General features: G+C 64.3%; 27 protein-coding genes. 10 read left to right on the top strand and 17 right to left on the bottom strand.

The genetic code is table 11. From position 1 onward, the window contains the following. Positions 1-6 precede the first annotated feature (6 nt). Positions 7-723 carry an NUDIX hydrolase gene (locus ABLE85_RS06500; protein ID WP_348791875.1) on the bottom strand — a complete coding sequence of 239 codons (717 nt, stop codon included), beginning with the start codon at positions 721-723 and terminating at the stop codon, positions 7-9. 3 nt (positions 724-726) lie between these two features. Then, positions 727-1,839, bottom strand: a complete 1,113-nt coding sequence (locus ABLE85_RS06505; RefSeq protein WP_348791876.1) for an endonuclease/exonuclease/phosphatase family protein — start codon at positions 1,837-1,839, stop codon at positions 727-729. Positions 1,840-2,032: 193 nt separating this feature from the next. On the opposite strand from ABLE85_RS06505, the gene ABLE85_RS06510 reads away from it, so the two are divergent. Both ABLE85_RS06510 and ABLE85_RS06515 read left to right on the top strand, forming a co-directional pair. Next, positions 2,033-2,764 (top strand): BA14K family protein, encoded by a 732-nt coding sequence (locus ABLE85_RS06510; RefSeq protein WP_348791877.1) that lies wholly within the window; start codon positions 2,033-2,035, stop codon positions 2,762-2,764. Between the two features lie 163 nt (positions 2,765-2,927). Continuing rightward, a complete protein-coding gene (locus ABLE85_RS06515) occupies positions 2,928-3,221 on the top strand; it encodes a PilZ domain-containing protein (protein ID WP_348791878.1) in 294 nt (97 codons plus the stop codon). 130 nt (positions 3,222-3,351) lie between these two features. On the opposite strand, the gene ilvC is transcribed toward ABLE85_RS06515, so the two are convergent. The 4 genes from ilvC to ABLE85_RS06535 all read right to left on the bottom strand — a co-directional run bounded on the left by ilvC (position 3,352) and on the right by ABLE85_RS06535 (position 8,072). Then, on the bottom strand, positions 3,352-4,371 hold the full coding sequence (gene ilvC, locus ABLE85_RS06520) for a ketol-acid reductoisomerase (protein WP_348791879.1): 1,020 nt from the start codon (positions 4,369-4,371) through the stop codon (positions 3,352-3,354). Between the two features lie 26 nt (positions 4,372-4,397). Next, a complete protein-coding gene (locus ABLE85_RS06525) occupies positions 4,398-5,054 on the bottom strand; it encodes a TetR/AcrR family transcriptional regulator C-terminal domain-containing protein (protein ID WP_348791880.1) in 657 nt (218 codons plus the stop codon). 282 nt (positions 5,055-5,336) lie between these two features. Further along, complete coding sequence (locus tag ABLE85_RS06530; RefSeq protein ID WP_348791881.1) at positions 5,337-7,253, bottom strand: potassium transporter Kup; 1,917 nt, start codon at positions 7,251-7,253, stop codon at positions 5,337-5,339. A 78-nt stretch (positions 7,254-7,331) separates the two neighbouring features. Next, positions 7,332-8,072 carry a pyridoxine 5'-phosphate synthase gene (locus ABLE85_RS06535; RefSeq protein ID WP_348791882.1) on the bottom strand — a complete coding sequence of 247 codons (741 nt, stop codon included), beginning with the start codon at positions 8,070-8,072 and terminating at the stop codon, positions 7,332-7,334. A 105-nt stretch (positions 8,073-8,177) separates the two neighbouring features. Here ABLE85_RS06535 and ABLE85_RS06540 point away from each other — a divergent pair, with 105 nt between their 5' ends. Next, positions 8,178-8,582 (top strand): STAS/SEC14 domain-containing protein, encoded by a 405-nt coding sequence (locus ABLE85_RS06540; protein ID WP_348791883.1) that lies wholly within the window; start codon positions 8,178-8,180, stop codon positions 8,580-8,582. 2 nt (positions 8,583-8,584) lie between these two features. After that, a complete protein-coding gene (locus ABLE85_RS06545; RefSeq protein ID WP_348791884.1) occupies positions 8,585-9,520 on the top strand; it encodes a hypothetical protein in 936 nt (311 codons plus the stop codon). Positions 9,521-9,574: 54 nt separating this feature from the next. On the opposite strand, the gene ABLE85_RS06550 is transcribed toward ABLE85_RS06545, so the two are convergent. The 3 genes from ABLE85_RS06550 to ABLE85_RS06560 are packed head-to-tail and all read right to left on the bottom strand — an operon-like array spanning position 9,575 to position 11,645. Then, positions 9,575-10,702 (bottom strand): ATP-dependent RecD-like DNA helicase, encoded by a 1,128-nt coding sequence (locus tag ABLE85_RS06550; protein WP_348791885.1) that lies wholly within the window; start codon positions 10,700-10,702, stop codon positions 9,575-9,577. 57 nt (positions 10,703-10,759) lie between these two features. Continuing rightward, entirely contained in the window at positions 10,760-11,167 is a 408-nt protein-coding gene (locus tag ABLE85_RS06555) for a type II toxin-antitoxin system VapC family toxin (RefSeq protein ID WP_348791886.1), read from the bottom strand. Between the two features lie 4 nt (positions 11,168-11,171). Then, positions 11,172-11,645: a type II toxin-antitoxin system VapB family antitoxin gene (locus tag ABLE85_RS06560; RefSeq protein ID WP_348791887.1), complete on the bottom strand. Its 474-nt coding sequence runs from the start codon at positions 11,643-11,645 to the stop codon at positions 11,172-11,174. On the opposite strand from ABLE85_RS06560, the gene ABLE85_RS06565 reads away from it, so the two are divergent. Both ABLE85_RS06565 and ABLE85_RS06570 read left to right on the top strand, forming a co-directional pair. After that, positions 11,644-12,111, top strand: coding sequence for a DUF4126 family protein (locus ABLE85_RS06565; protein WP_348791888.1), 468 nt, complete (start codon positions 11,644-11,646; stop codon positions 12,109-12,111). The two genes, ABLE85_RS06560 and ABLE85_RS06565, sit on opposite strands and share 2 nt — an antisense overlap. Next, positions 12,108-13,487: an FAD-containing oxidoreductase gene (locus ABLE85_RS06570; protein WP_348791889.1), complete on the top strand. Its 1,380-nt coding sequence runs from the start codon at positions 12,108-12,110 to the stop codon at positions 13,485-13,487. The genes ABLE85_RS06565 and ABLE85_RS06570 overlap by 4 nt, the downstream gene beginning before the upstream one ends. Before the next feature lie 19 nt (positions 13,488-13,506). On the opposite strand, the gene ABLE85_RS06575 is transcribed toward ABLE85_RS06570, so the two are convergent. From ABLE85_RS06575 to ABLE85_RS06590, 4 genes are read right to left on the bottom strand one after another with little or no spacing between them, the layout of a single operon-like run. After that, entirely contained in the window at positions 13,507-13,863 is a 357-nt protein-coding gene (locus ABLE85_RS06575; RefSeq protein ID WP_348791890.1) for a nitrile hydratase accessory protein, read from the bottom strand. Then, positions 13,850-14,509 (bottom strand): nitrile hydratase subunit beta, encoded by a 660-nt coding sequence (nthB, locus tag ABLE85_RS06580; RefSeq protein ID WP_348791891.1) that lies wholly within the window; start codon positions 14,507-14,509, stop codon positions 13,850-13,852. The genes ABLE85_RS06575 and nthB overlap by 14 nt, the downstream gene beginning before the upstream one ends. Then, positions 14,506-15,123, bottom strand: coding sequence for a nitrile hydratase subunit alpha (nthA, locus tag ABLE85_RS06585; protein ID WP_348791892.1), 618 nt, complete (start codon positions 15,121-15,123; stop codon positions 14,506-14,508). The genes nthB and nthA overlap by 4 nt, the downstream gene beginning before the upstream one ends. A gap of 46 nt (positions 15,124-15,169) precedes the next feature. Continuing rightward, positions 15,170-15,766, bottom strand: a complete 597-nt coding sequence (locus tag ABLE85_RS06590) for a LysE family translocator (RefSeq protein WP_348791893.1) — start codon at positions 15,764-15,766, stop codon at positions 15,170-15,172. A 227-nt stretch (positions 15,767-15,993) separates the two neighbouring features. Between ABLE85_RS06590 and ABLE85_RS06595 the strand changes: the two genes are divergently transcribed. Next, positions 15,994-16,749, top strand: a complete 756-nt coding sequence (locus tag ABLE85_RS06595; protein WP_348791894.1) for a hypothetical protein — start codon at positions 15,994-15,996, stop codon at positions 16,747-16,749. An 83-nt stretch (positions 16,750-16,832) separates the two neighbouring features. Here the strand turns inward: ABLE85_RS06595 and ilvN are convergent, their stop codons facing one another. Then, entirely contained in the window at positions 16,833-17,405 is a 573-nt protein-coding gene (gene ilvN / locus ABLE85_RS06600) for an acetolactate synthase small subunit (protein WP_348791895.1), read from the bottom strand. An 84-nt stretch (positions 17,406-17,489) separates the two neighbouring features. Then, the gene (locus tag ABLE85_RS06605) at positions 17,490-19,277 is read right to left on the bottom strand and encodes an acetolactate synthase 3 large subunit (protein WP_348791896.1); all 1,788 of its coding nucleotides are present in this window, start codon (positions 19,275-19,277) and stop codon (positions 17,490-17,492) included. 367 nt (positions 19,278-19,644) lie between these two features. Here ABLE85_RS06605 and ABLE85_RS06610 point away from each other — a divergent pair, with 367 nt between their 5' ends. Continuing rightward, positions 19,645-21,471, top strand: a complete 1,827-nt coding sequence (locus ABLE85_RS06610; protein WP_348791897.1) for an ATP-binding protein — start codon at positions 19,645-19,647, stop codon at positions 21,469-21,471. A gap of 193 nt (positions 21,472-21,664) precedes the next feature. Here the strand turns inward: ABLE85_RS06610 and ABLE85_RS06615 are convergent, their stop codons facing one another. Both ABLE85_RS06615 and miaA read right to left on the bottom strand, forming a co-directional pair. Further along, a complete protein-coding gene (locus ABLE85_RS06615) occupies positions 21,665-22,456 on the bottom strand; it encodes a GGDEF domain-containing protein (protein WP_348791898.1) in 792 nt (263 codons plus the stop codon). Between the two features lie 163 nt (positions 22,457-22,619). Beyond that, positions 22,620-23,567 carry a tRNA (adenosine(37)-N6)-dimethylallyltransferase MiaA gene (gene miaA, locus ABLE85_RS06620; RefSeq protein WP_348791899.1) on the bottom strand — a complete coding sequence of 316 codons (948 nt, stop codon included), beginning with the start codon at positions 23,565-23,567 and terminating at the stop codon, positions 22,620-22,622. On the opposite strand from miaA, the gene serB reads away from it, so the two are divergent. Next, positions 23,545-24,432, top strand: a complete 888-nt coding sequence (gene serB / locus ABLE85_RS06625) for a phosphoserine phosphatase SerB (protein ID WP_348791900.1) — start codon at positions 23,545-23,547, stop codon at positions 24,430-24,432. The genes miaA and serB overlap by 23 nt on opposite strands. Beyond that, positions 24,429-25,001 carry a GNAT family N-acetyltransferase gene (locus ABLE85_RS06630; protein WP_348791901.1) on the top strand — a complete coding sequence of 191 codons (573 nt, stop codon included), beginning with the start codon at positions 24,429-24,431 and terminating at the stop codon, positions 24,999-25,001. The genes serB and ABLE85_RS06630 overlap by 4 nt, the downstream gene beginning before the upstream one ends. Positions 25,002-25,031: the final 30 nt, after the last annotated feature.

The following is a 25,031-nucleotide window of genomic DNA, read 5'->3' on the forward strand; positions in this document are numbered from 1 at the left end:
CCGGGCCTACTCCGCGCCGGAAAAATGCCAGGCGATGATCGGCGGCATGTGTCCCTTCAGCCCTTCGGGCAGGTCGCCCTGGCTGCGGATGACAATGGGCCCTTCGATCTCGGGATCGGGATCGCCGGCCACGAAGTCGCGGATGCCGGCGGCGATCTCGTCGGCGTCGGCATCGAGGAAATAGCGGCGGAAGATCGTCGTGCCGCTCGGCGTCGACAGGGCATAATAGCGACGGCCGCGTCGTACTTGGCCAAGGTCGAGGCCGGTTTCCTCGCGCACCTCGCGGATCATGTTGAAATCGACGTCGGCAACCCCGTCCACGAAGTCGCCCGGCTCGAAGGAGCCGGCCGCGAAATAGACGCTGCCGGCATTGATGGTATGCTTGCCCATGCGGATCGCGATCAGCGCATTATCGCGCGAAACCAGCACGGCATGGGCGTAGGTATGCTCGGCATTCGGCACGTTCTCGCTGCGCCGCCAGAGCAGGAAGGTGGCGAAGCGCACGGCATGGCAGCGCCCTTCTAGCCTGCCGCCGGCATAGGACAGCTGCGACAGGAGCACCACCGTTCCGTCGAACAGCGCCGGGTTGGCGGCCTTTTCCAGGAGCCAGTTGCGCCTGATCGCTTCGCTGTTGTCGGTCTCGAACGGATGCGGACCCGGCTCCAGGCGCACGTCCACCGTGTCGACCGGCAGGATGACGTTGCGTGGGATGTTGAAGCTCATGGCCTACCTGATGTTCAGTGTGACCGCCACGGGACAGTGGTCGGAGGCCTTCGGCCGATCCCAGCCGGCCCGGGGGTAGCGTTCCACCTCCTGACCGGGCGGGAATATAGTGCGCCAGGGCTGTCCGCGCCGGACGATGTCGGGCACGGCGGCGGCATTCTCGCGCGCCAGCGCCGGCGACAGCAGAATATAGTCCAGCTGGCAAAGATGGCGTTCTTCCGGCCCGCGCGTGTGGAAGAGCGTCCAGCGGTCGAGTTCGGGCCGCCGTTCCACCACGTTCACGGCAAAGCCGTCCTCAAGCAGGATATCCAGGCAGGAACCGATCTCGTCGACAACCCGGAAGTCATAGCCCGTATAGGCCTCGCCGGCGATCACCACACGCTGGCGGTAGTCGTTGAAGTCGCCGCAGATCACCCAGCGCCTGTCGCCGGCATGGTCCTTGCCGAAGCGGTTCTCGATGATGCGGCGCACCGCGCTTGCCTCGGCGATGCGGATGGGCCTGGATGCTTCGCGGCCCGTCAAGCCGTTGCGAAACCCGCTCATCGACTTGAAGTGCACGGAATAGATGGTGAGCGGCCGGCCGCCGATCTTCACGTCGATCTCCAGGCAGTCGCGCCGGAATATGCGCTCATAGGGCTCGATCCCGATCGTCGCCAGCTCCGGCGTATGGAGGTCGAACTCCTGGAAGGTGTGGTGGGCGTGGCTGGTCATGCGCACGAACTCGATCGGCTCGCCGTCGCGGGTTTCGTTGCGCATCATCACGGCCACGTCGATTCCTCGCGTGTCGTTGCCGGAGGCGATGTATTTCTGGCGGTAGCCCTGCCCGACCATCTTGAACAGGTAGCCATATTCGAACGCATTCAGCGCCTGGATGTTATCGACCTCCTGCATGCACACGATGTCAGCCCGCGTCTCGGCAATGGCAAGCGCGGTCATCTGGCGCATGTCGTCGGCATAGGCGATGGCGCGCGCCTGCTCCAGCGGCCTGTATTCGGCCTCATCCTTGATCTCGAACAGGGCCAAGGTGCGGTCCTGGTTGAGCTGGTTGCGGAAACCGGAATAGTCGAACCTGTTCATCAGGTTCTCGACATTGAAGGTGGCAAGACGCAGCGACATGGCCGGAGCATTGCCTCCAAGCGCCGCCAATAACAAGCCCCCTACGCAACGTCGTGATCTCCAAGTGAAGGGGAACGGGAGGAACTTTCCCGTTCGCCATGCGTTCACTCGCGACGTCCGATAGTGGCCCAACTTTGTGGCCCACGCCAATCGCAGGCCTTGAGCCGCACGGACCGTTTCCTTGGAGATGAAAATGAGACGCTATCTCACAACACTCGCATGGTCGGGATTGCTGAGCATTGGAGCGCTGTCCGGCGCACCTGCGTTTGCCGGAAGCATTGCCAGCGCCTCTATTCCCGACATCGCTCCGACGGTCGACGCTGCCGGCCAGGCTTTCCGCACCATTCCGCCAGGCGTGGTGGACGGCGGCGTTTTTCATCTAAGCTGCGGCACCGCGGCGCGCTGCGACCAGGGCGTCCTGCAGCCGGGCGTCCTCATACACAGGCAAAATGACCCGTTGCCGGCCGATCCCGGCGGCGTACAGCTCGTCCACGGCGGCGGCGGTGGCGGTGGCGGTGGCCACGGCGGCGGCGGTGGCCATGGCGGCGGCGGCTTCGGTGGCGGCGGCTTTGGTGGCGGCTTCGGCGGGCATGGTGGCGGCGGCTTTGGCGGCTTCGGCGGCCATGGCTTCGGCGGCTTCCACGGAATGGGGCGCTTCGGTAACGAAGGCTTCTTCCGCCGCGGTTTTGGCAACGGCGGCGGCGGCGATGGCTGGTACGGCTTCGGCCTAGGCTATCCCTATTATGACGACTACTATTCCAGCGACTACTACGGGATCTACAACCCAGGCTATTACGCGTCGCCTGGCTACGGAGTGACGAACTCGCACATCGCTTGGTGTGCCGCCCGCTATCGGTCGTATCGGCCCTCCGACAACACTTTCCAGCCGTACTACGGCCCGCGTCAGGAGTGCATCTCGCCTTGAGCGGCAGAGCCAGCAGCGGAACATTGCGGAAGGGCGCCTTGCGGCGCCCTTTCCAATTCCGAAATCGAGAAGACTTGCACCCCTCGGTTAAGCATTTTTTTAAGCCTGCAGTCCCTATGTGTGCCGCATCACTTGCCTCAGGCAAGCGCCGAGGGAGTGCCTTATGACCGATCCGGAAGCTGCCGAACAGCGACGACAGCATCGCCAGCGCGTGCTGAAGGGCGCCTCGATCCTGACGGGCATCGCGAATTCCGAGGTCAAATGCACCATCCGCAACATGCACAAGGACGGCGCGGAACTTAAGGTTTCGATCGACACGCATGTGCCGCAGGAATTCCTGCTCTACGTCCCGGTCGACGGCATCGGTTACGATGCGGTCGTGCGCTGGCGCAAGCAGGATCGCATCGGCGTCCAGTTCACCGGAACCAGGCCGAAGCCGAGCTGGCACTACGGCTAGCCGGGATCGCTCGCAAAAAGAGAACAATACCAAAAGGCCGGCGGATCGCTCCGCCGGCCTTTTTGTCAAATCCGCGATCGGGCTTGCTGCGGCTCGCCTGCAGGCAGAGCCGCAACACGCCCTGACCGGCTTAGTTCTTGGCCTTGTCGACCAGCTTGTTCTTCGAGATCCACGGCATCATGCCGCGCAGCTTCTCGCCGACCTGCTCGATCGGGTGCTCGTCGTTGAGGCGGCGGGTGGCCTTGAAGCGGGCCCCACCCGAACGGTACTCCTGCATCCACTCGGAGGTGAACTTGCCGGTCTGAATGTCGTTCAGAACACGCTTCATCTCGGCCTTGGTCTCGGCGGTAATGATGCGCGGGCCCGAGACATACTCGCCCCACTCGGCGGTGTTGGAGATCGAGTAGTTCATGTTGGCGATGCCGCCTTCATAGATCAGGTCGACGATCAGCTTCACTTCGTGCAGGCACTCGAAATAGGCCATTTCAGGAGCGTAGCCGGCTTCCACCAGCGTCTCGAAGCCGGCGCGGATGAGCTCGACAAGACCGCCGCACAGGACCACCTGCTCACCGAACAGGTCGGTTTCGCACTCTTCGCGGAAGTTGGTCTCGATGATGCCCGAACGGCCGCCGCCGACGCCGCAGGCATAGGAGAGCGCGAGGTCGAGCGCGTTGCCCGAAGCGTCCTGATGCACAGCAACGAGGCACGGCACGCCGCCGCCCTTCTGGTATTCGCCGCGCACGGTGTGGCCGGGGCCCTTCGGCGCGATCATGATGACGTCGACGGTTGCCTTCGGCTCGATCAGGCCGAAGTGCACGTTGAGGCCGTGGGCGAAGGCGATCGCGGCGCCGTCGCGGATGTTCGGGGCGATCTCGTTCTTGTAGATGTCGGCCTGCAGCTCGTCCGGGGTCGCCATCATCATCAGGTCGGCCCACTTGGCGGCCTCGGCAACCGTCATGACCTTCAGGCCGTCGGCCTCGACCTTCTTGGCGGTCGCCGAGCTGGCCTTGAGACCGATGGCGATTTCCTTGGCGCCCGAATCCTTGAGGTTCAGCGCGTGCGCACGGCCCTGGCTGCCATAGCCGATGATGGCAACCTTCTTGCCCTTGATCAGATTGAGATCGGCGTCACGATCGTAATAAACGCGCATTGCGGTCTTCCTTCCCTTTGGGTGTTTCAGAGGCCGGCCTTGGCCGCCCCGGTTTGAGCTCCGTAAAGAGCGAGAAACTGCCGCGTCGCCTCGGCCGCGTCCCGGCCGATCTCCGCGTCAGTCGGTTTCAGCCGGTCGCCAAGCAGCAACCGGATCTGCACATCCCGGGCGACGAGCCCGAAAAAGGTCCTGAACGCCTGCTCTTCGTCGTCGAAGGCAAGCAAGCCGGCCTCACGGCCGGCCAGAAGCACCGGCTTCAGGCGCCGGCCCATGGCGAAGCGCCCGTTCTCGAGCACGATCGCCCCCAGGTCGCGCTTGTCGGAGCCGGCATGCGCCACGGCCACGCGATTGAGCGCGACCGACGTGTCGCTGGAGATGACGTGCAGCCAGTCCGATGCGTAGCGCTCCAAGCTCGTCCTGAGCGACGCCATGTCGAGCCGGGCGCGGTCCACCGGGGCGACGCGCACCTTGGAGGCCTGCCACTGCACCGTTGCGGTCAAGAGGCCGTCGCGGTCGCCGAACCATTTGTAGAGGGTTTCCTTGGAACAGCTCGCCCGCCGCGCCACCGCGGTCATGGTCAGCCTGTCGCCCTCCTCCACCAGCAGGCGCAGCACGGCGTTCAGAACGTCCTTCTGACGTTCCGTCAACTCGTCGCCGCCGCCGATTTCGGGCGCTGGTTGCATCGCCTGTTCCGCCTGCCGAAAGGCCGTCGCCGCCGCTACGGCCTATGCCGTACCGTACGTTACGGTTCGCGATTGTTATGGCGAAGTGCCGGTCCTTTGGCAAGCGCCTTTCTGGGCTTCAACACTCTGGAGACTAGCACATGAGGACGCATGGCACCCGCCACGCATTGACGAATGCCCAGGCCGCGATTGCGTGCGGCACCATAGCGACCGGCGTTGGCGACCGGCCGCCAAGGGCCCGGTCGCAAACCGGGCCACAGCGCTTGTGGCGCCAAATGATCGCTAGACTGTCACCTGCGTGCCGATTTCCACCACGCGTCCGGTGGGGATCTGGAAATACTCGGTGGCGTCGGAGGCGGTGCGGGCCATCCTGACGAACAGCCGGTCCTGCCAGGCCGGCATGCCCGAGTTGGGCGAAGGCTTCAGCGCGCGCCGCGACAGGAAGAACGACGTCTCCATGATGTCGAACTTCCAGCCCAGCTTGCGGCAGATCGCCAGCGCCTTCGGGATATTCGGGTGTTCCATGAAGCCGAAGGTCAGCGACACGCGCATGAACAGGTCGTTGACCCTCTCCATCTTCACCCGCTCGCGCGGCGGAACATAGGGCTGCGGCGCTGTGACGACCGACAAGATCACGTTGTTTTCGTGCAGCACCTTGTAGTGCTTGAGGCTGTGCATCAGGGCGGTCGGCGCGCTGGTCGGATCGCTGGTCAGGAAGACGGCCGTGCCGGGCACGATCTGCGGCGGCTTCTTGACCAGGTTCTCGGCCAGGAAGTCGAGCGGCACCTCGTTCTTGCGGGTCTTCTCGAAGAGCAGCCGGCTGCCGCGTACCCAGGTCCACATCACCGTGATGACGATCGCCGCCACCACCAGCGAAACCCAGCCGCCTTCCCTGACCTTCACGACGTTGGACGCGAAGAAGCCCAGATCGACCAGGCCGAACACCAGCGTCAGGCCGATCACGACGGGCAGCGGCCACTTCCACAGGCGCCACATCACTGCAAACAGCAAGGCGGTGGTCACCACCATGTTGCCGGTGACCGAGATGCCGTATGCGGAGGCCAGGTTGCTCGACTGCTGGAAACCGACGACCAGAAGCATGACGCCAACCGCCAGCAGGAAATTGACGCGCGGCATATAGATCTGCCCGAGCTGCGTTTCCGACGTATGCAGGATCGTCAGACGGGGCAGAACGTTGAGTTGCACCGCCTGACGGGTCAGTGAATAGGCACCGGAGATCACCGACTGGCTGGCGATCACCGTCGCCACCGTCGCCAGCAACACCATTGGCAGCAGCGCCCAGCCCTCGGTCATCTCGAAGAAGGGGCGGCCGATCTTGCCGCCATTGGCGAGCACATAGGCGCCCTGGCCGAAATAGTTGAGCAGCAGGCACGGAAACACGATCGCAAGCCACGCCATCACGATCGGCCGGCGGCCGAAATGGCCGAGATCGGCATACAGCGCTTCCGCGCCGGTTACCGCCAGGAAGATCGCCCCGACGGTCACGAAGGCGACGCCGGGAGAGTCCGACAGCAGGTAGATGATGCAGGCAGGATTGAGCGCCGTCAGGATGGACGGCGCATCGAGGATATGCCGCAGGCCCGACAGACCGATGAACAGGAACCAGACCAGCATGATGGGGCCGAATACCGTGGCGACGCGGCCCGTGCCGTAGCGCTGGACCGCAAACAGCGCCGCCAGGATCACCAGCGTGAGCGGCACGATATAGGGGTTGAAGGTCGGCGTCACGACCTCCATGCCCTCGACCGCCGACAGCACCGAGATCGCAGGGGTGATCAGGGAGTCGCCGAAAAACAGCGCCGCTCCGCAAATTCCGGCCGCCAGGAGCAGGTCCCCCTGTTTGCGGAACGCCGTCCGGGCGAGCGCCATCAGCGACAGCGTGCCGCCCTCGCCCCGGTTGTCGGCTCGAAGCACGAAGACCACATATTTGATCGTGACGATGAGGGTCAGCGCCCAGATGATCAGCGAGAGGACGCCATAGACCGCCTCCTCGGACGCGACAGTCCCGCCGCTGGATGAGGCGACCAGCGCCTCGCGAAACGCATAAATGGGGCTGGTGCCGATGTCGCCATAGACGACACCGAGCGCACCGAGCATGAGAAGCTTGGCGTTTTGAGACGTCAGAATCTCAGCGTGCTGGCCCGCTTCCGCCTCAGTACCAATTTCCGTTTGGGCCATGCATGACACTCCGGTGAAGGCGCGCCCTCTACTCCTACTGCTGCACGATGGCAACTGGGCCCTTGGTCTTCGCGCCGGCTACCAGCCGCACGCTTTCAGAAACCGCCGCGTCGTTTCGGCCATGCCATATTCCAGCGCATCGGCCGTCAGCCCGTGCCCGATGGAGACCTCGGCAAGGTTCGGAATGCGCTGGACCAGCGGCGGCAGATTGGCGACGACCAGGTCGTGGCCGGCATTGACCGCCAGCCCCGCCGCCAACGCAGCGTCGGCCGTTTTCCCGAGCTTTTCCAGCTCGTTGACAGCCTTTTCGGGATCGGAATGGCAACTGCCGTAAGGCCCGGTGTACAGCTCGATGCGGTCTGTCCCCGTGTCTCGCGCGGCCGACACCTGCAAGGGGTCGGGATCGGAAAACAACGACACGCGGAACCCACCCTTTTTCAGCCTTTTGACGGTCGCTGACAAAAACGCGTGGTGTTCCACGAAGTTCCAGCCATGGTCCGAAGTGGCCTGCGTCGGATCGTCCGGGACCAGCGTGACCTGGTCGGGCTGGTGCTTCTCGACGAGTTGCAGGAATTCCTCGTTCGGATAGCCCTCGATGTTGAACTCGGCCTTCGGGAACTCGTCGTCGATCAGCGCGCGCAACTCCGGCAGGTCCGAGAAGCGCGTGTGGCGCTGATCAGGACGCGGATGCACCGTCAGCCCATGTGCGCCGGCAGCCAACGCCGCCCGCCCGAGGCCTGTGACGCTCGGCCAGGGCAGATCGCGGCGGTTTCGCAGCATGGCGACCGCGTTCAGGTTGACGGAAAGTTTTGCAGGCATGCCTAAGACCTCATCCTCATCCGGCCGTTCTATAGCGCGTCTGGCAGGAACAGGCAGCGACTTTATGTGTTCAAGCACTAACTTACACCGAAAGGAGTGTCTTTCATGGGCATGGCCGACTTCGTCCCAGCCATTCGCCGCATAGAGACCGATCGTGCGGACGCATACGCTTTCGAGCTTTCGGGGCATATCACCGCGTCTGACATCGAAAACCTCTACGGGCTGCTTGAAGGAGCCTACGAGCTTCATGACCGGATCGACCTGCTCATCCGCATCGTCGACTACGACGGTGTCGACTGGGAGCACGTTTCCAGAATCACTCGCAACGAGGGCCGCCGCCATGCGCTGAAGCACATCCGACGCTGCGCGGCGGTGGGCGAGCCGGACTGGACCATCTATGCCAACGGAATTTTTGCGCCCCCGCTGCCTCTCGAGCTTCGGCATTTCGACGCGCGCGAAGAGCAGGAAGCCTGGGCATGGATCGATGCGGTTCCTGTGGACGGCCGATAGCGGTGGCGTCCCATCCAGGCTACGGTCACATTGCCGTCACGGCACCACGCAAGACCGTATCCATCATGCCGAACATTCGCATCATCGATTCGATCTCCGACGCCGGTTCCGCTTCGCGCCCCAATGAGGATGCGGGCGGCGGCAACGCAACCTGCGCATTCGTCATCGACGGCGCGACCGGCCTTGGCGGCAAGAGCATCGTCGGCCTTCACGGCTCCGACGCCGCCTGGCTGGCGCAGTTCGCGGGCAGCTCGTTCGAGCAGATGGTGCGCCCGGGCCGGCCGATGGCCGAGATCGTGCGCGACTTCAACGAATGCGCAGCCAATGTCGTGCACGAGGCCGCGCATGCGCTGCCGATCGAGCCGTGGAACCTGCCGGTGGCGGGTTTTCAGATGGTGCGGATCGAGGACGGCGATGTTTTCACGCACGGGCTGGGCGACTGCCGGCTGTTCCTGCTCGGCGACGACGGCTTCACCTTCGAAACCACGGCGCTCAAGGAAGCGGCTGCGGCGGAGCGCGAAGGGGCACGGCTTGCGCTCGCCCATGCCGGCGGCTTTTCCGCCCATCAGGCGCTGGTCGAGGAACCGATGGTGCGCGATGAGTTGCGCCGGCGCCGCGCCGCCTACAACAGCCCCGCCTCGGGAATCTGGACCCTGGGGATCGAGCCCGAGGCCGGCGCCCACCTTGCCACCGAACGGCTGCAATGCGCCGTGCCCGCCGTCGGGCTTTTGTGTACGGACGGCTTCGCCGCGCTGGTCGACCAGTATCAGCGCTACAGCGCCGGCGAGTTTGTCGCCGCCGCCCGCGACGGCGGCCTTTCGGTGCTGCTCGACGAATTGCGCCGCATCGAGCGCGTCGAGGACCCGGACGGCCTGAAATATCCACGCTTCAAGATGAGCGACGACGCGACTGCCGTGCTGTTCGAAATCTTAGAGTAGGCAACGAGGCAGCCAGTCGCGCAGCGTCACTTCGCGGCTGCACCGCCCGCGCGGCTAGCGCACGACCGTCAGCCGCTCGGCCGCGCGGGTGATGGCTGTGTAGAGCCAGCGCTGGCGGGTTTCCTTGAAGGCCCAGCTTTCGTCGAACAGGACGACATTGTTCCACTGCGAGCCCTGCGACTTGTGCACGGTGAGCGCATAGCCGTAGTCGAAATCGTCGAAGCGCTTCTTCTGCTGCCAGGGAATGTCCTCGTCCGGGTTCTCGAACGCGGCCTTGAGCAGCTTGATCTTGGCGACGCCGCGGTCAGGATCGTCCTCCTCCGGCGAGACCAGAAGGTTGATGCCCGGCTTCACCGTCTCGCGCGATGAGGTCATGACCTTCCATAGCGAGCCGTTGAGAAGACCCTTGGCCGGGTCGTTGCGCAGGCAAACCAGCTTGTCGCCGGCCTGCGGATAGCTGGCATTAAAACCTTTCAGCTCGCGCAGGCGCGTATTGTAGCGGCGGCGCGTGCGGTTCGTGCCCACCAGAACCTGATCGGCCGACAGCACCAGATCCTGGTTCACCTGCTCCCTGCCGATGACCTGGGCGGTGCCATAGTCGCCGTGCATGAATTCGCGGCCCTCGCGCACGTCGAGCGCCAGCCGGATGATCGGGTTGTCGCGCGCCTGGCGGTGAATTTCCGTCAGCAGGAAATCCGGCTCGTGCTCGGTGAAGAAACCGCCGCCCGAAATCGGGGGCAGCTGGCCGGGGTCGCCCAGCACCAGGATCGGCGTGCCGAAGCTCAACAGGTCACGGCCGAGTTCCTCGTCCACCATCGAGCACTCGTCGATCACCACCAGCTTGGCCTTGGCGATCGGGCTCTGGCGGTTGAGCGAGAAGGTCGGCGACATCGAGGTCTTGCCGGTCGTCTCGTCCTCCACCGCTTCCTCGCCCTTGGGCCGGTAGATCAGCGAATGGATGGTGCGGGCGTTCACCGCCCCCTTGGAGCGCAGCACCTGCGCGGCCTTGCCGGTGAAGGCGGCGAACTGCACCTGGCCGTCGACATGCTCGGCGAAGTAGCGCGCAAGCGTCGTCTTGCCGGTGCCGGCATAGCCGAACAGCCGGAACACCGGCGTCCTGCCGCCCTTCAGCCAGCGCGCTACCGCCTGCAGCGCATCGTCTTGTTGCGGAGAGAATTCCATGGTTTCGACAGACAGGATTCGCGCCCGAAGGGCAAGGCATTTGAGCGTTGCGGCCGGTCAGGCCAGATCGGTAGCGGCGAAATCGTCACCTTTGTAGAGCAAAGGCACCCCGGCCTGCTTGGCCATGGCGTAGGAAAAGCAGTCGCCCATGTTCAGATGCGCAGGATGGCCCGAGCCCTTGCCGTAACGATCGCGGGCCAGAGCCATTTCTGGCAATAAATCCTCGCCAATTTCATGGATCGCAACTTTGGCGAGCCGGAGGAAACGAAGCACTTCGCTCAAGGCCGACGAACAACTGCCGGTAAGTTCGGAGAGCGCAATCGATGCCTCAAAAGCCGACACGGGCGACGTGATGCAGCCTTCGCTCTGTGCAATCTTTTCGATCAAGCTCTCCCGCTCAGGCTCATTTTTCAGAACAGCCACGATTGCCGATGTTTCGACATACAACGAACTGCCCCCCGCCATGCCCTTAGTCTCCCTCCCCCCAAAGGTCGTCAAAGAACTTCTTATCGGTGGCCACTTCCGAGCGAGGCAGCTTGTCCAGCCTGTCCAGCAGCGGACGAAGTCGCTCGCGTAACGGAATATCGCGGAGTTGGTCCTCCTGGACAGCATCCGCAGCAAGGGCTTCCTGAGCCGCTTCCTTGATTGCTTCGGTGATACCGATTCCGCGCGAACGAGCCAGTCGCCGGACCAGCATATCCGTCTCTTCGTCTTTAACGTGTATTACCATATGATGCACAACCAAAAATAAGTTATGTAAGCGGTATTCTATCTTATATAAATGTAGAACACAAGAAGAACAAAATCTACCTATTCCTTTGCCTGCGGGCTTTTCCTGACAAGACAACGCGCTGGGCGCCGAACCTAATGGGTTGCGGTAATTATCGGCGGCCGGCGTCAACAACCGCCGGTCTTCGCAAACCGCCAGGCGGAGAGTGGGCATGTCGATCTATGTTTTCGCGCTTCTCATCGGCGTCATCGCCGGACTGCGCGCGCTGACCGCACCGGCCGCCGTCAGCTGGGCCGCCTGGCTCGGCTGGCTTCCGGTGCAGGACGGTTGGGCGGCCTTCATGGGCTACCGCTACACGCCCTACGTCTTCACCCTCCTTGCGGTCGTCGAGGTGATCACCGACCAGTTCCCGAGCACGCCGGCACGTACGGTGCCGCAGCAGTTCAGCGCGCGCATCTTCAGCGGCGCGCTTTGCGGCGCCGTCATCGGCGCCGCGGGCGGCCCCTGGATAGGTGGGCTCATCGCCGGCGTGGTCGGTGCGGTGATCGGTACGCTCGGCGGCTATCAAGCCAGGACGCGGCTCGTGGCGGCCACGGGCGGGAAGGACACGCCGATCGCGATCCTGGAGGACGCCATCGCCATCGTCGGCGCCTATCTGATCGTCCGGTACGCGGTATGAGCGGCCGCTTCGACGCCATCATCATCGGCGCCGGTCAGGCGGGGCCGCCGCTTGCCGGCCGTCTCACCGCGGCGGGAATGAACGTTGCCATCGTCGAGCGCAAGCTGTTCGGCGGCACCTGCGTGAACACCGGCTGCACGCCCACCAAGACGCTCATTGCCAACGCCCATGCCGCGCATCTGGCGCGCCGTGCCGCCGACTATGGCGTGACGCTCGGCGGCGCCGTCGGCGTCGACATGAAGGCGGTCAAAGCGCGCAAGGACGCCATTTCGGGGAATTCGCGCCGCAGCGTGGAAAACTGGCTCAGGGGCATGAAGGGCTGCACGGTCCTGCAAGGCCACGCCCGCTTCGTCTCGGCGAACGAAATCAGCGTGAATGGCGAAACCCTCGTATCCGAACGCATATTCATCAATGTCGGTGGCCGCGCGGCGGTGCCCGACATGCCCGGCGTCGACAAGGTGCACTACCTGACCAACAGCACGATCCTCGATCTCGACATCCTGCCGCGCCACCTTGTCGTCGTCGGCGGCAGCTATGTCGGGCTCGAATTCGCACAAATGTACCGCCGCTTCGGCAGCGAGGTCACCGTCGTCGAGAAAGCCTCGCGGCTCGTCCATCGTGAGGACCCCGACGTTTCCGAAGCGATCCGCGGGATTCTCGAGAACGAGGGCATCACGGTGCGTTGCAACGCCGAATGCATCAGCTTCTCGCCGCATGGCGAGGACATCGTGGTCGGCGTCAAATGCGTCGAAGGCGAACCGGAAGCGCTCGGCTCGCATGTGCTGCTCGCGGTCGGGCGACGCCCCAACACCGACGACCTCGGCCTGGAGAATGCCGGCGTGGCGACCGACAAGCGCGGCTACATCACCGTCGACGACCAGCTGTCCACCAGCGTGCCGGGCATCTGGGCGCTCGGCGACTGCAACGGCAAGGGCGCGTTCACCCACACCGCCTACAACGATTTCGAGATCGTGGCGGCCAACCTGTTCGGCGACGACCCGCGCCGCGTCAGCGACCGCATCACCGCTTATGCGCTCTATACCGATCCGCCGCTCGGCCGCGTCGGCATGACGGAGGCGGAGGCGCGCAAGTCCGGTCGAAGCGTGCTGGTCGGGTCAAGACCCATGACGCGCGTGAACCGGGCCGTCGAGAAAGGCGAGACACAGGGCTTCATGAAGGTGCTGGTCGATGCCGACAGCAACGAAATCCTCGGCGCCTCGATCCTCGGCACCGGCGGCGACGAGGCGGTCCATTGCATTCTGGATATCATGTATGCCAAGGCGCCCTACACGACGATCCAGCGCGCGGTGCACATCCATCCGACAGTGTCGGAACTCATCCCGACGATTTTGGGCGAGCTGAATCCGCTGGAGTGAGGGTGGCGATCGAAGCGGCCTATCCAGCCCGCTGCGGATCATTCTCCAGCAGGATCGGCTTGCCGTGCGGCGTGGCGTGGGCTGCGCGCTGCCAGGCGGCGGCGAGTTGGTCGACGTCATGCTGAGGCGCGAGACCCTTGGCGGCCAGCAGCTTTTCCAGCGCGCGCAACCAGCAATCGTAATAGTCGCTGCCGTCCTCCGCCACGCCCGGCGCTTTCACTTCGGCGGACAGCTTTTCGGCCCACTCGCCCCAGGAGAAAAAACCCTTCTCGTGCAGAGCCACCGTCAGCGCGAAGGCTTCGGCCTGCCACGGCTCTGCAAACGCGGGCTCGTCCATACCTGGCGGCAGCGGACGTCCCTTTTCATGCCGGCTCAAGATAGCTCTCCCAGGCGTCGATGCTGACGGAAAGCGTCGGGTCTACCCCCTCGCCCCAGATCTCGCGGCCACCGAAGACGACCGTGTAGACCCATTGCGGCTGCTCGCCCCGGCCATGGGCGTTGGTGTCGGGGAAGACAAAACCTTCGCGCACGGCATCGATCACCCCCACCTTGTCCCGCGCATATCGCGGCAGGCGGGTATGGCCTTCAGGGTTGAAATTCTTCGTCCGCACGCGGTCGCCGGCCTTGAAGCGTGCCGGGGCAGCGACCGGACGGTTGCACGGGCCGCCACGCGCCAGCGTGGCCGGCACGTCTTCTGCCTGCAGCACGCGCTTCGGCCTCACGTCGCCACCCAGCGCGTGCCCCACCAGCAGCTCGTCCTGCGTGACGAAACCGTGCTGCCTGAGAAGCGTCTCCAGCGCCTTGATCCAGATCTCGTAATAGCTGGAGGAATAGTAGTCGGCCGGGTGCAGGCTTTCGCGCGCGTGCCGGCTCTCGTCAATGTTCCAGTGGCCCATGGCGCCGGCACAAAGCGTCACGCCCAGCGCGTGCTTTTCCCACTCGTCATGGAAATACGGCTCGTCCTTTTCAGGCGCGACGGGCCCGAACCCCATCTGGCCGCCAAGATCCTGCGGACCGTTCATGCAGCCTCCTTGGCAAGGCCGGTGCCAATCATCGAATCCCGCGTCACCAGATCGGCGAGTTGCTCCTCGCTCCAGCCCTCTGTGCCAGACGGGCGCATCGGCACGACGAGATAGCGAAGCTCGGCGGTCGAATCCCACACGCGGATTTTTGTCTCTGCTGGCAGCGTCACGCCGAATTCGGCCAGCACGCCGCGCGGATCGATCACCGCACGCGACCGATAAGGCGGCGACTTGTACCAGACCGGCGGCAGGCCGAGCACCGTCCACGGATAGCAGGAGCACAGGGTGCAGACGACCATGTTGTGCTGGTCGGGCGTGTTGAACACCGCCTCCATGTGCTCGCCCTGGCGGCCGGTGTAGCCCAGAGAAGCGATCGCCGCGGTGGCATCGCGCTTCAGCCATTCGGCAAATTCCGCATCGTTCCAGGCCTTGGCCACCACGCGGGCGCCGTTGCGCGGGCCGACCTTGGTCTCGTAGGTCTCGACGATCACGTCGATCGCGGCCGGGTCTATCAGACCCTTCTGCGTCAGGATGGTCTCAAGCGCCCGCACCCGCGCGGTCATCGGGTCGAGTTCGTTGTCGTGATGGTGGTCGTGGTCATGATCGTGCGACATGTGAGGCAGGCTATGCTGCGTCCTGCCCGCGCGCAAGCGCTAGCGCTTAGCGCAGCATCGGCCAGAGCGTGGCCGCCAGAAGCAGGCCCATGCAGATGTTGAACCATTTTAGCCGCGCCGGGTCCGACAGGAAGCCGCGCAGCGCCATGCCGAAGCCCGCCCAGGACGAGACGCTGGGCAGGTTGACCAGCGCAAAGGCGAAGGAAATCGACAGCACCGAGAGGAACGGCGATTCCGGGTTGGTGTAGACGGCCATGGCCGTAAGCGCCATCACCCAGGCCTTCGGGTTGACCCACTGGAAGGCGGCAGCCTCGAGGAAGGTCATCGGCCGGGTCTTGGCGTCACCGTCCTTGCCCATCGAGCGCGACATGGCGATGCGCCAAGCGAGATAGGCCAGATAGGCGCCGCCGGCGACCTTAAGTGCGGTGTGCAGTGCCGGAAAAGCCGTCAGCACCGCGCCCAGCCCGAAGCCCACGCCCAGCAGCAGCGAGAGAAAACCCATGCCGATGCCCAGCATGTGCGGGATAGTGCGCATAAAGCCGAAATTCACGCCTGAAGCGAGCAGCATGAAGTTGTTCGGCCCCGGTGTGATCGAGGTGACCAGGGCATAGACCAGGAGGGCGAGAAATGCGTCGGCTGTCATCTTTGGACCTGTCTGGAGATATGCGCCGCGCGGCCGGCATCGGAACGCCGCGCCGCTGTGCGAGCCCAGAATAACGAGCGGGCTCGCCGGGCGCTGGATTGAACGGGAGGGAGAAAGGGATATATTCGGTTAACTTTTTCTATTTTTATCGGGGTCGACCATATCTTCTTCCACGATCGTTCCGATAAAGATCTGATCTCGAAAATCCCGCAAAATTCAGGTGAGAAATGTCCGCAGTTGCCAAAGTCGAGACCAGCAGCCTGGCCAATGAGCTCATCGACCACGCGGTCGCGAGCATCGAGGCGGCCGACCGGTTCTCGCTTCCCTTTCCCCACATCTTCTTTCGCGATTTCTTTCCGAAGGATTTTTACGCCGACATGATCAAGTCGATCCCGACGGAGGGCTACGACCCGATCAAGGGCGACGGCACGCGCATGGCGCTGCGGCTCTACGGCGACAATGTCGGCAAGATCGACAAGAGCCTGCAGGAGATGTGGGGCGCGGTGTCTGCGATGTTCACCTCTCCCGAGGTCGAAAACGCCATCCGCCGGCAGCTTCACGAGGGGCTGGAAATCCGTGCGCGCGGCGACAAGGTCGCCAGCCCCGACGACTTGCGGCTGGTGGCCAAGCCCGTGCTCTACAGCGACAAGGACGGCTACCAGATCAAGCCGCATCCCGACGCGCGCAAGAAGGTGGTGACCATGCAGCTCTACTGCCCCGCCGACGAAAGCCAGCGGGAGCTCGGCACGACCCTCTATCAGGCTTCTCTGAAAGGCCTGCTGCATGTCGGCTCCTACGGGCTGGAACCGGTCAAGACGCTGCCGTTCCTGCCCAATGTCGGCTATGCCTTCGTGGTGCTGAAGGCCTATCATTCGCTGATGAAGATGAGCTGGCACGGGCGCCCGAAGATCCACACGCCGATCGAGCAACCGCGCGTCACCCTGCTCAACACCTTCTATATCAACGAAAACGTCGGCTTCTGATCGCCGGACGGGCGTTGCCCGTCCAGTCTGCCTTTGCATTGCCGCCCCGGTTCGTTCGACCCGCGGGCGGCTTTCTTTTTGGATTACATGCCTTGCGGGCCGCGGTTCATGGCCGCCACGCCGGTGCGGCAGATCTCGACCAGCCCCAGCGGCTTCATGATGGCGATGAACTGCTCGATCTTCGACACCTTGCCGGTGATCTCGAAGATGAAATGCTCGGTATTGGCGTCGATCACCTTGGCGCGGAAGGCGTCGGCCAGCCGCAGCGCCTCCACACGCGCGTTGCCGGTGCCGGCCACCTTGACCAGCGCCAGCTCGCGCTCCAGCGGACGGTCCTGCCCCAGCTCGGCCGCCCGCACCGCCAGGTCGACCACGCGATGCACCGGAACGATGCGCTCGAGCTGGTGCTTGATCTGCTCCAGCACATGCGGCGTGCCGCTTGTCACGATGGTGATGCGCGACAGGTGCTTCTCATGCTCGGTCTCGGAGACCGTCAGGCTCTCGATGTTGTAGCCGCGGCCGGAGAACAGGCCGATGACGCGGGCGAGAACGCCCGGCTCGTTGTCGACAAGCACCGATAGCGTGTGAATTTCCGGCCGCTGCGTCTCCTTGGAGATGAAGTAGGCGGAGCCGGTCGCCTGTAGATGTGCGTTCATATGGATCCCGTTTTCAAGCGTCTCGCTTAACTCTTTGCTTTCGCGCGGCCCTTGCAAGCCGCGCGACGATAGGAAACTTCCGCCTTAAACCAGCTCCCGGCCCTTGGCGTCGATCGCGTTGGCAACCGCCTCGTCGGTGGCTTCGTCGGGCAGCAGCATCTCGTTGTGCGCCTTGCCGGAGGGGATCATCGGGAAGCAGTTGGCCAGGTTTGCCACGCGGCAGTCGAAGATCACCGGCTTGTTCACCGAGATCATCTCCTTGATCGCGTCGTCGAGGTCGCCCGGCTTCTCGCAGCGGATGCCGTGGCCGCCATAGGCCTCGGCGAGCTTGACGAAGTCCGGCATCGCCTCGGTGTAGGAATGCGACAGCCGGTTGCCGTGCAGAAGCTGCTGCCACTGCCTTACCATGCCCATGTACTGGTTGTTCAGGATGAAGATCTTGATCGGCGCATCGTACTGGACAGCAGCCGACATCTCCTGGATGCACATCTGGATCGAGGCGTCGCCGGCAATATCGACGACCAGCGCGTCCGGATGCGCGATCTGCACGCCGAGTGCCGCCGGCAGGCCGTAGCCCATCGTGCCGAGGCCGCCGGAGGTCATCCAGTGGTGGGGCTTCTCGAAGTGGAAGTGCTGCGCCGCCCACATCTGGTGCTGGCCGACCTCGGTGGTGATGTAGGTTTCGCGATGCTTGGTCAGCTCGTAGAGGCGCTGGATCGCATATTGCGGCATGATCACTTCGTCGTTCATCTTGAACGCCAGCGAGTCGCGCGCGCGCCACTTGGCGATCTGCTCCCACCACGGATAGAGCGCCTTCTTGTCGGCCTTGACGGTCGCCCGCCACAGTCGCACCAGGTCCTCCAACACGTGGCCGACATCGCCGATGATCGGGATGTCGACGCGAACGTTCTTGTTGATCGAGGACGGGTCGATGTCGATGTGAATCTTCTTCGAGCCGGGCGAGAAGGCGTCGAGGCGACCGGTGATGCGGTCGTCGAAGCGCGCGCCGACGCACAGCATGACGTCGCAGTCATGCATGGCCATATTGGCTTCGTAGGTGCCGTGCATGCCCAGCATGCCCAGCCAGTTCTTGCCCGAAGCCGGATAGGCGCCCAGTCCCATCAGCGTCGAGGTGATCGGGAAGCCGGAGAGCTCCACCAGCTCGCGCAGCAGCTGGCTGGCTTCCAGGCCGGAATTGATGACGCCGCCGCCCGAATAGATGATCGGCCGCTTGGCGCTCGCCAGCAGCGCGACGGCTTCCTTGATCTTCTCGAGGTCGCCCTGAACCTGCGGATGGTAGCTGGTGCGCGGCGACGTCTGCGGCGGCGTGTAGACGCCGCGGGCGAACTGCACGTCCTTGGGAATGTCGACAACCACCGGGCCGGGCCGACCGGTCGTGGCGACATGGAAGGCCTCGTGCAGGGTGCGGGCCAGATCGTTGACGTCCTTCACCAGCCAGTTGTGCTTGGTGCAGGGGCGCGTGATGCCGACGGTGTCGCATTCCTGGAAGGCGTCGGAGCCGATCAGCGTCGTCGGTACCTGGCCGGTGATGCAGACCAGCGGGATCGAGTCCATCAGCGCATCCTGCAGCGGCGTCACTGCATTTGTCGCGCCGGGGCCGGAGGTGACCAGCATGACGCCGGCCTTGCCGGTCGAGCGGGCATAGCCTTCGGCCGCGTGGCCGGCGCCCTGCTCATGGCGTACCAGAATGTGCTCGACATCTTCCTGCTGGAAAAGCTCGTCATAGATGGGTAGGACCGCACCGCCCGGATATCCGAAGATATGCTCGACGCCGTTGTCCTTCAGCGCCTGCACCACCATTTCGGCGCCTGTCATTTCGCGCCGGCCGGTTTCGTTCTGTCCGTTGCTCATCGGTCTGGTCCCGTCTCTTCCGCTTCAGCTTTGCCGTCGTATCGGTATTTTTGCCAATAAAAAAGGCCCCCGAGGGAGCCTGTGTTTGCGCATGGGAGGACTTTGCCCGGCGGTTACACCGCCTTGCCCACGCGCTTTCCTACGAGAATGAGTGCCAACTTATTCATGGGGGCGGACATTAAGGGTGGATTCGGCCAGGTGTCAACGCACAATTTTCAGTACAGGTACCAAGCTTGGCGGCCATGTACCCGCTTTCGCTAGAAATTTACCTGCTTTCTTAGGATTTTCTGCACCATTCCGTCTCACCGGCGCTTAACCGGGCCCCGCTATCATGCCGCGCAGGATTCCAAGGGGGCAAGACCGTCAAATGTTTGTCGATCGGGAAAGGTCCGGCGGAGAAGCCATTTCACAGGAGCGCCGCGACGAGACTCAGCCGGAAACCCGGGTGCTGGGCCATGTCGTGCAATGCGACGGCGCGCGCGCCACGATCGCCGCGTTCGCCGACGTCGACGAAGGGACTGTCACCGGCCTTTGGACCGTCGGCCGGCTGATCTCGATCAATCTGGGCGTAGCGCGCACCGTCGGCCTGGTCTATGCGATCGGCCGGCCGGATCGCATCTGGAACGAGGACGGCCGCAATCCCATCGAGGTCAGCGTCGAGCTGGTCGGTGAGGTGCGCGATGGGCCTGCCAACAGCGCCCCCGTCTTCGACCGTGGCATCAACGTCTATCCGCATATCGGTGCGGTCGCCCATCGCATTCGCGGGCGCGACCTGCAGGCTGTTTACGACCTCGCCGGGCGCCCCTCAGCCACCATCGGCCAGCTCTCGCAGGACGAGACCATCAACGCCTGCATCGCCGTCGACGACACGCTGTCGCGCCATTTCGCCGTCGTCGGCACCACCGGCGTCGGAAAGTCGACGGCGGTGTCGCTGTTGCTGCGCAAGGCCATCGAAACCCGGCCCGAGCTGCGCGTGCTGATCCTGGATCCGCACAACGAATTCGCCGACGCCCTGCCCGAGCACAGCGTCAAGGTGGACACATCCACCCTCGACCTGCCCTTTTGGCTGTTCCGCCTCGAAGAATTCGCCGAAGTGCTGTTCCGCGGGCGCGAGGTCGTTCCCGAGGAGATCGACGTCCTGCGCGATCTCATTCCCCACGCCAAGAACCTCTACCGCAACCCCAATGCGGGGACGTTCCTGCGCCGCGGCGCTGACGCGCTGACAGCTGACACGCCCGTGCCCTACCGCATGGCCGACCTGATCAAGCAGATCGACGAGCGCATGGGGATGCTGGAGAGCAAGAATGATCGCCCCGTCTATCGAGCGCTCAGGACGCGAATCGAGTCGGCCATCGCCGATCCGCGCTACCGCTTCATGTTCAATTCGCGGCTGATCGAGGACACGATCCACCAGACCATCGGCGACATCTTCCGCATTCCCCATGGCGGCCGGCCGATCACCTGTTTCGAGATGGCCGGCCTGCCGTCCGAGGTGGTGAATTCGGTCTGCTCGGTGCTGGCGCGGCTGGCCTTCGATCTGGCGCTGTGGAGCGAAGGCAAGCTGAAGCTGCTGCTCCTGTGCGAGGAGGCGCACCGCTACATGCCGGCCGATCCGCGCCTCGGCTTCGCGCCGACGCGTCATGCGCTGTCGCGCATCGCCAAGGAAGGCCGCAAATATGGCTGCTATCTCGGCGTCGTCACCCAGCGGCCGGGCGAGCTCGACCCGACCATCCTGTCGCAATGCTCGACGATCTTCGCCATGCGGCTCGCCAACGACCAGGACCAGAAGATCATCCGCTCGGCCATTGCGGATTCCTCGGCCTCGTCCCTGTCCTTCCTGTCGTCCATGGGCCAGCGCGAGGCGATCGCCTTCGGTGAAGGCGTGGCCACCACCATGCGCCTCAAGTTCGAGCGCCTGCCGGCGAGCCTGATCCCCGGCGCCCACAAGCGCCGGGCCGACGAGGCTTCGGCTATCAACGACGGCGAGATCGACCTCGCCCAGATCGTCGAGCGGCTGCGCAACGTGCCGCGTCCGCAACAGGCGCTCGGCTTGGCCGAAACCGTCGACATGCAGCGGCAGGCCGGCGACCCCGGCTACCGTAAGCCGGTGACCGCGCCGCCGGTGCCCGATGATCTCGACGTCAGCTTCGGCCTGAAACCCTCGGTCTTCGGCCTCCGCCCGCGCTCGGACTGAGCGCCCCACCAAGAGCCATGCGTCGCGGCCTTGCGCCATTGGCGGCGGGGCTGCTCGCCCCCGTCCTCCGGCGGAATGACCCCACGATACTTGAGATCGAATCGGCCCTGCTCCACGGCAAGACGATGTGCTGGCGGCGCAATTGGCGCGGCGTCCGGTCTACCAGCTATGCGTTGCCATAGACGGCAATCGCTCAGGCGCAGACGCGGTTCCGGCCCTGCCTCTTGGCGTGATAGAGCTGCTTGTCGGCGCGGCGGAAGAACTCTTCGGCCGCTTCCTTTCGGTCCCACACGGCCAGCCCAACGCTGGCGGTGATCTTGAGCCTGACATTGCCCGAAAAGACCGTCGTGGCCGCGATGGCCTTGCGGATGCGCTCGGCAAACCTGACCAGTGTGTCTGCGTCCATGTTCGGCGCCACCACGGCGAACTCCTCGCCGCCCAGGCGCGCGACCACGTCGTGATAGCGCGTCATGTCGCCAAGGCACTTGGCCACCGCGCGCAGCACATCATCGCCGATATCGTGGCCATGCGTGTCGTTGACCTGCTTGAAGTGGTCGAGATCCAGGATCATCAGGCCGACCGGCTTGTCGATGCGGCGGAACTCCGCAAGATATTCCTTCAGCGCTTCGTCGAAATAGCGCCGGTTCTGCATCCCTGTCAGGCCATCGGTCAGCGCCGCGTGCTCCAGCGTTTCCGAACGCGCGCTCAGCGAGGCGGTCATGGCCCGCAGCTTGCCCTCTTCCTTCACCTGGGTGCGTATCTGCGGATAGATGAAGAATATTCCGAAGAACAGAGCCGTCGCCAGCAGCACGCCCGTCGAGAATAGCAGCTTGGAAAGATAGACGACGCTCTCGCTGTGCCCCGGCTCGATCATGAGCTGGTGCAATTGCTGCAGCACGTCATAGGCATGCACGGTCAGCACGCCAGCCGTGAGGATGACGGTGATCAGTACAAAAAATGCCGACTCCGACTGGTGGAAACGCATGAACTGCCTGCTGCCGAGATACCCCGCCCTGAATCGGGAGCATGGTCATCTTGTTTTTGGCACGGCCAGCCTTACGGACAGTTAATCCGATCAACCAAAACGCGAGCATCTTCGCTTTCGTCCCAGCTCGCGACGCGGCGCCGGCCGATGCGCGGAAACCTGCTCACGCCAGATTTTGATTGCCTTCAATGCGCTTCCATTCCGGTCCCAGCTGATTGCGGAACCAGGTGGACTGGCGCTTGGCATATTGCCGCGTTGCAATCTTTGCGCGCAAAATCGCCTCGGAAAACGCCATCTGGCCGGCATCGGCAGCCTGAAGCTCGCGCACGCCGATAGCCTTCATCGCCGGGAGGGCGGGATCGAGCTCCATTCTCGTCAGCGCCCTCACCTCGTCGAGCGCACCAGCCTCGAGCATCCGGTCGAAACGGGCGTCGATGCGCCGGACGAGTTCGCTGCGCTGCGGGTCTATCACGAAGAATTGAGCGTTCGCCGGGTCGATCAGCGATCGGCCGCGCTCGCCCTGCCAGTCCAGGATGGAGCGGCCGGAGGCCTCGAGGACCTCCAGCGCCCGCACGATGCGCTGGCCGTCGCCGAGCTTCAGGCGCGCCGCCATCTGCGGGTCCCTTTCCGCAAGGATCCGGTGCATCGCCTCCGGCCCTTCCTCGATCAGCCGGCCGCGCCAGCAGTCGCGGATGGAAGGCGGTATGTCGGGCATGCGCGAGATGCCCTCCACCAGGGCCCGGAAATAGAGCCCGGTGCCACCGACGAAGATCGGCACCTTGCCCTCCAGCGCCCCGTCCGCGATCAGCTTCATGACGTCGCGCAGCCAGGCGCCGGTCGAATAGGCGATCGCCGGGGAGACGTGGCCATAAAGATAATGCGGCGCGCGGGCCTGATCCTCGGCGCTTGGCCGCGCCGTCAGCACATCCAGGACGGAATAGACCTGCATGGAATCGGTGTTGACGATGACACCGCCCTTGCGGACGGCGAGGTCGAGCGCCAGCGCCGACTTGCCGCTGGCGGTCGGCCCGGCTATCAGGATCGCGTCCTTCACACGCTCACCGCCCTCGCTTTCGCCGGAATTCTGCATGCCGCTCGTTGCCACCCTCATTTCGCATCCGGCCCAGCGCCGTCTTTCCCAACAGCTGGCGAATATGGCCTCAGGGGCGGTAGGCGCAAGCTCCGTTCGCTGGCTGGGCGAGGAAATCGCCTGCGACATCGCCCTGCCCACGGGGCTGCCGGCCGACGAAGCGCAGGCCGCCCTGCGCGCAGCTCTCGCAAGCGAGCCCATCGACGTGGCCGTGCAGGAAGAAGCAGGACGCGCCAAGAAAATCCTGCTCGCCGACATGGACTCGACCATGATCGAGCAGGAATGCATCGACGAACTGGCCGACGAGGTGGGCATCAAGGAGCATGTCGCCGCCATAACCGCGCGCTCGATGAACGGCGAGATCGCCTTCGAGCCGGCGCTGCGCGAGCGCGTGGCCTTGCTCAAGGGGCTCGACGCGGCCGTCATCGACCGTATCATCGACAGCCGCCTCACGCTTGCCTCGGGCGGGCGCGCGCTGGTGGCGACCATGCGCGCCAAGGGCGCATACACGGTTCTGGTCTCGGGCGGCTTCGACGTCTTCACCTCTCGCATCGCCGCCATGCTCGGCTTCGACGAGAACCGCGCCAACCGGCTGATCGAGGCCGACGGGCGTCTCACCGGCGAGGTGGTCGAGCCCATCCTCGGCCGCGCCGCCAAGGCCGAGGCCCTGCTCGACATCTCCACCCGCTTCGGCCTTTCGCCGGCAGATGCCATCGCGGTCGGCGACGGGGCCAACGACCTCGACATGATCCGGCTTGCCGGGACCGGCGTCGCACTGCACGCCAAGCCGTCCGTTGCGGCCGAGGCCAAGATCCGCATCGATCACGCCGACCTCACCGCCCTTCTCTATCTCCAGGGATACAGCCAGACGGAGTTTGCAACATGACGCCGATCCGCACGCAACGCCTGATCCTGCGCAACTGGGAGGAACGCGACCGCGACCTGTTCTTCCGCATCAACTCCGACGAGACGGTGATGGAGTTCTTCCCGTTCCGGCGCAACAGGTCCCAGGCGGATGCGAGGATGGACGAGATGCGTGCGGAGATCGCGGCGCAGGGCTATGGCTGGTCGGCGGTCGAGATCGCGGTGACCGGCGAATGCATCGGCTTCGTCGGGCTGCACGACGCCGAGATCGAACCGGTGGTGCCTGCCGGCTCGATCGAGATCGGCTGGCGGCTCGCGCCGGAATACTGGGGCTTCGGCTACGTCACCGAGGCGGCTTCGGCCCTGCTCGATTTCGGCTTCGAACGGCTCGCAAAGCCGGAGATCATTTCGTTTGCCGTCGCCAGCAACGATCGTTCGACGGCCGTCATGCGGCGGCTCGGCATGCGCGCGGATCCCGCGTCGGACTTCGATCACCCGGGCGTGCCGGACACGCATCCGCAGCTGAAACGGCATGTGATGTACCGCTTGTCCCGCCAGGACTGGCAAAAAGCAAAAGGGGCGGCCAGCTAGCCGCCCCTTTCCTTTTCTATCAACAGCTTG

It is taken from the genome of Mesorhizobium sp. KR1-2 (genome assembly GCF_040045035.1).
Taxonomy (GTDB): Bacteria; Pseudomonadota; Alphaproteobacteria; order Rhizobiales; family Rhizobiaceae; genus Pseudaminobacter.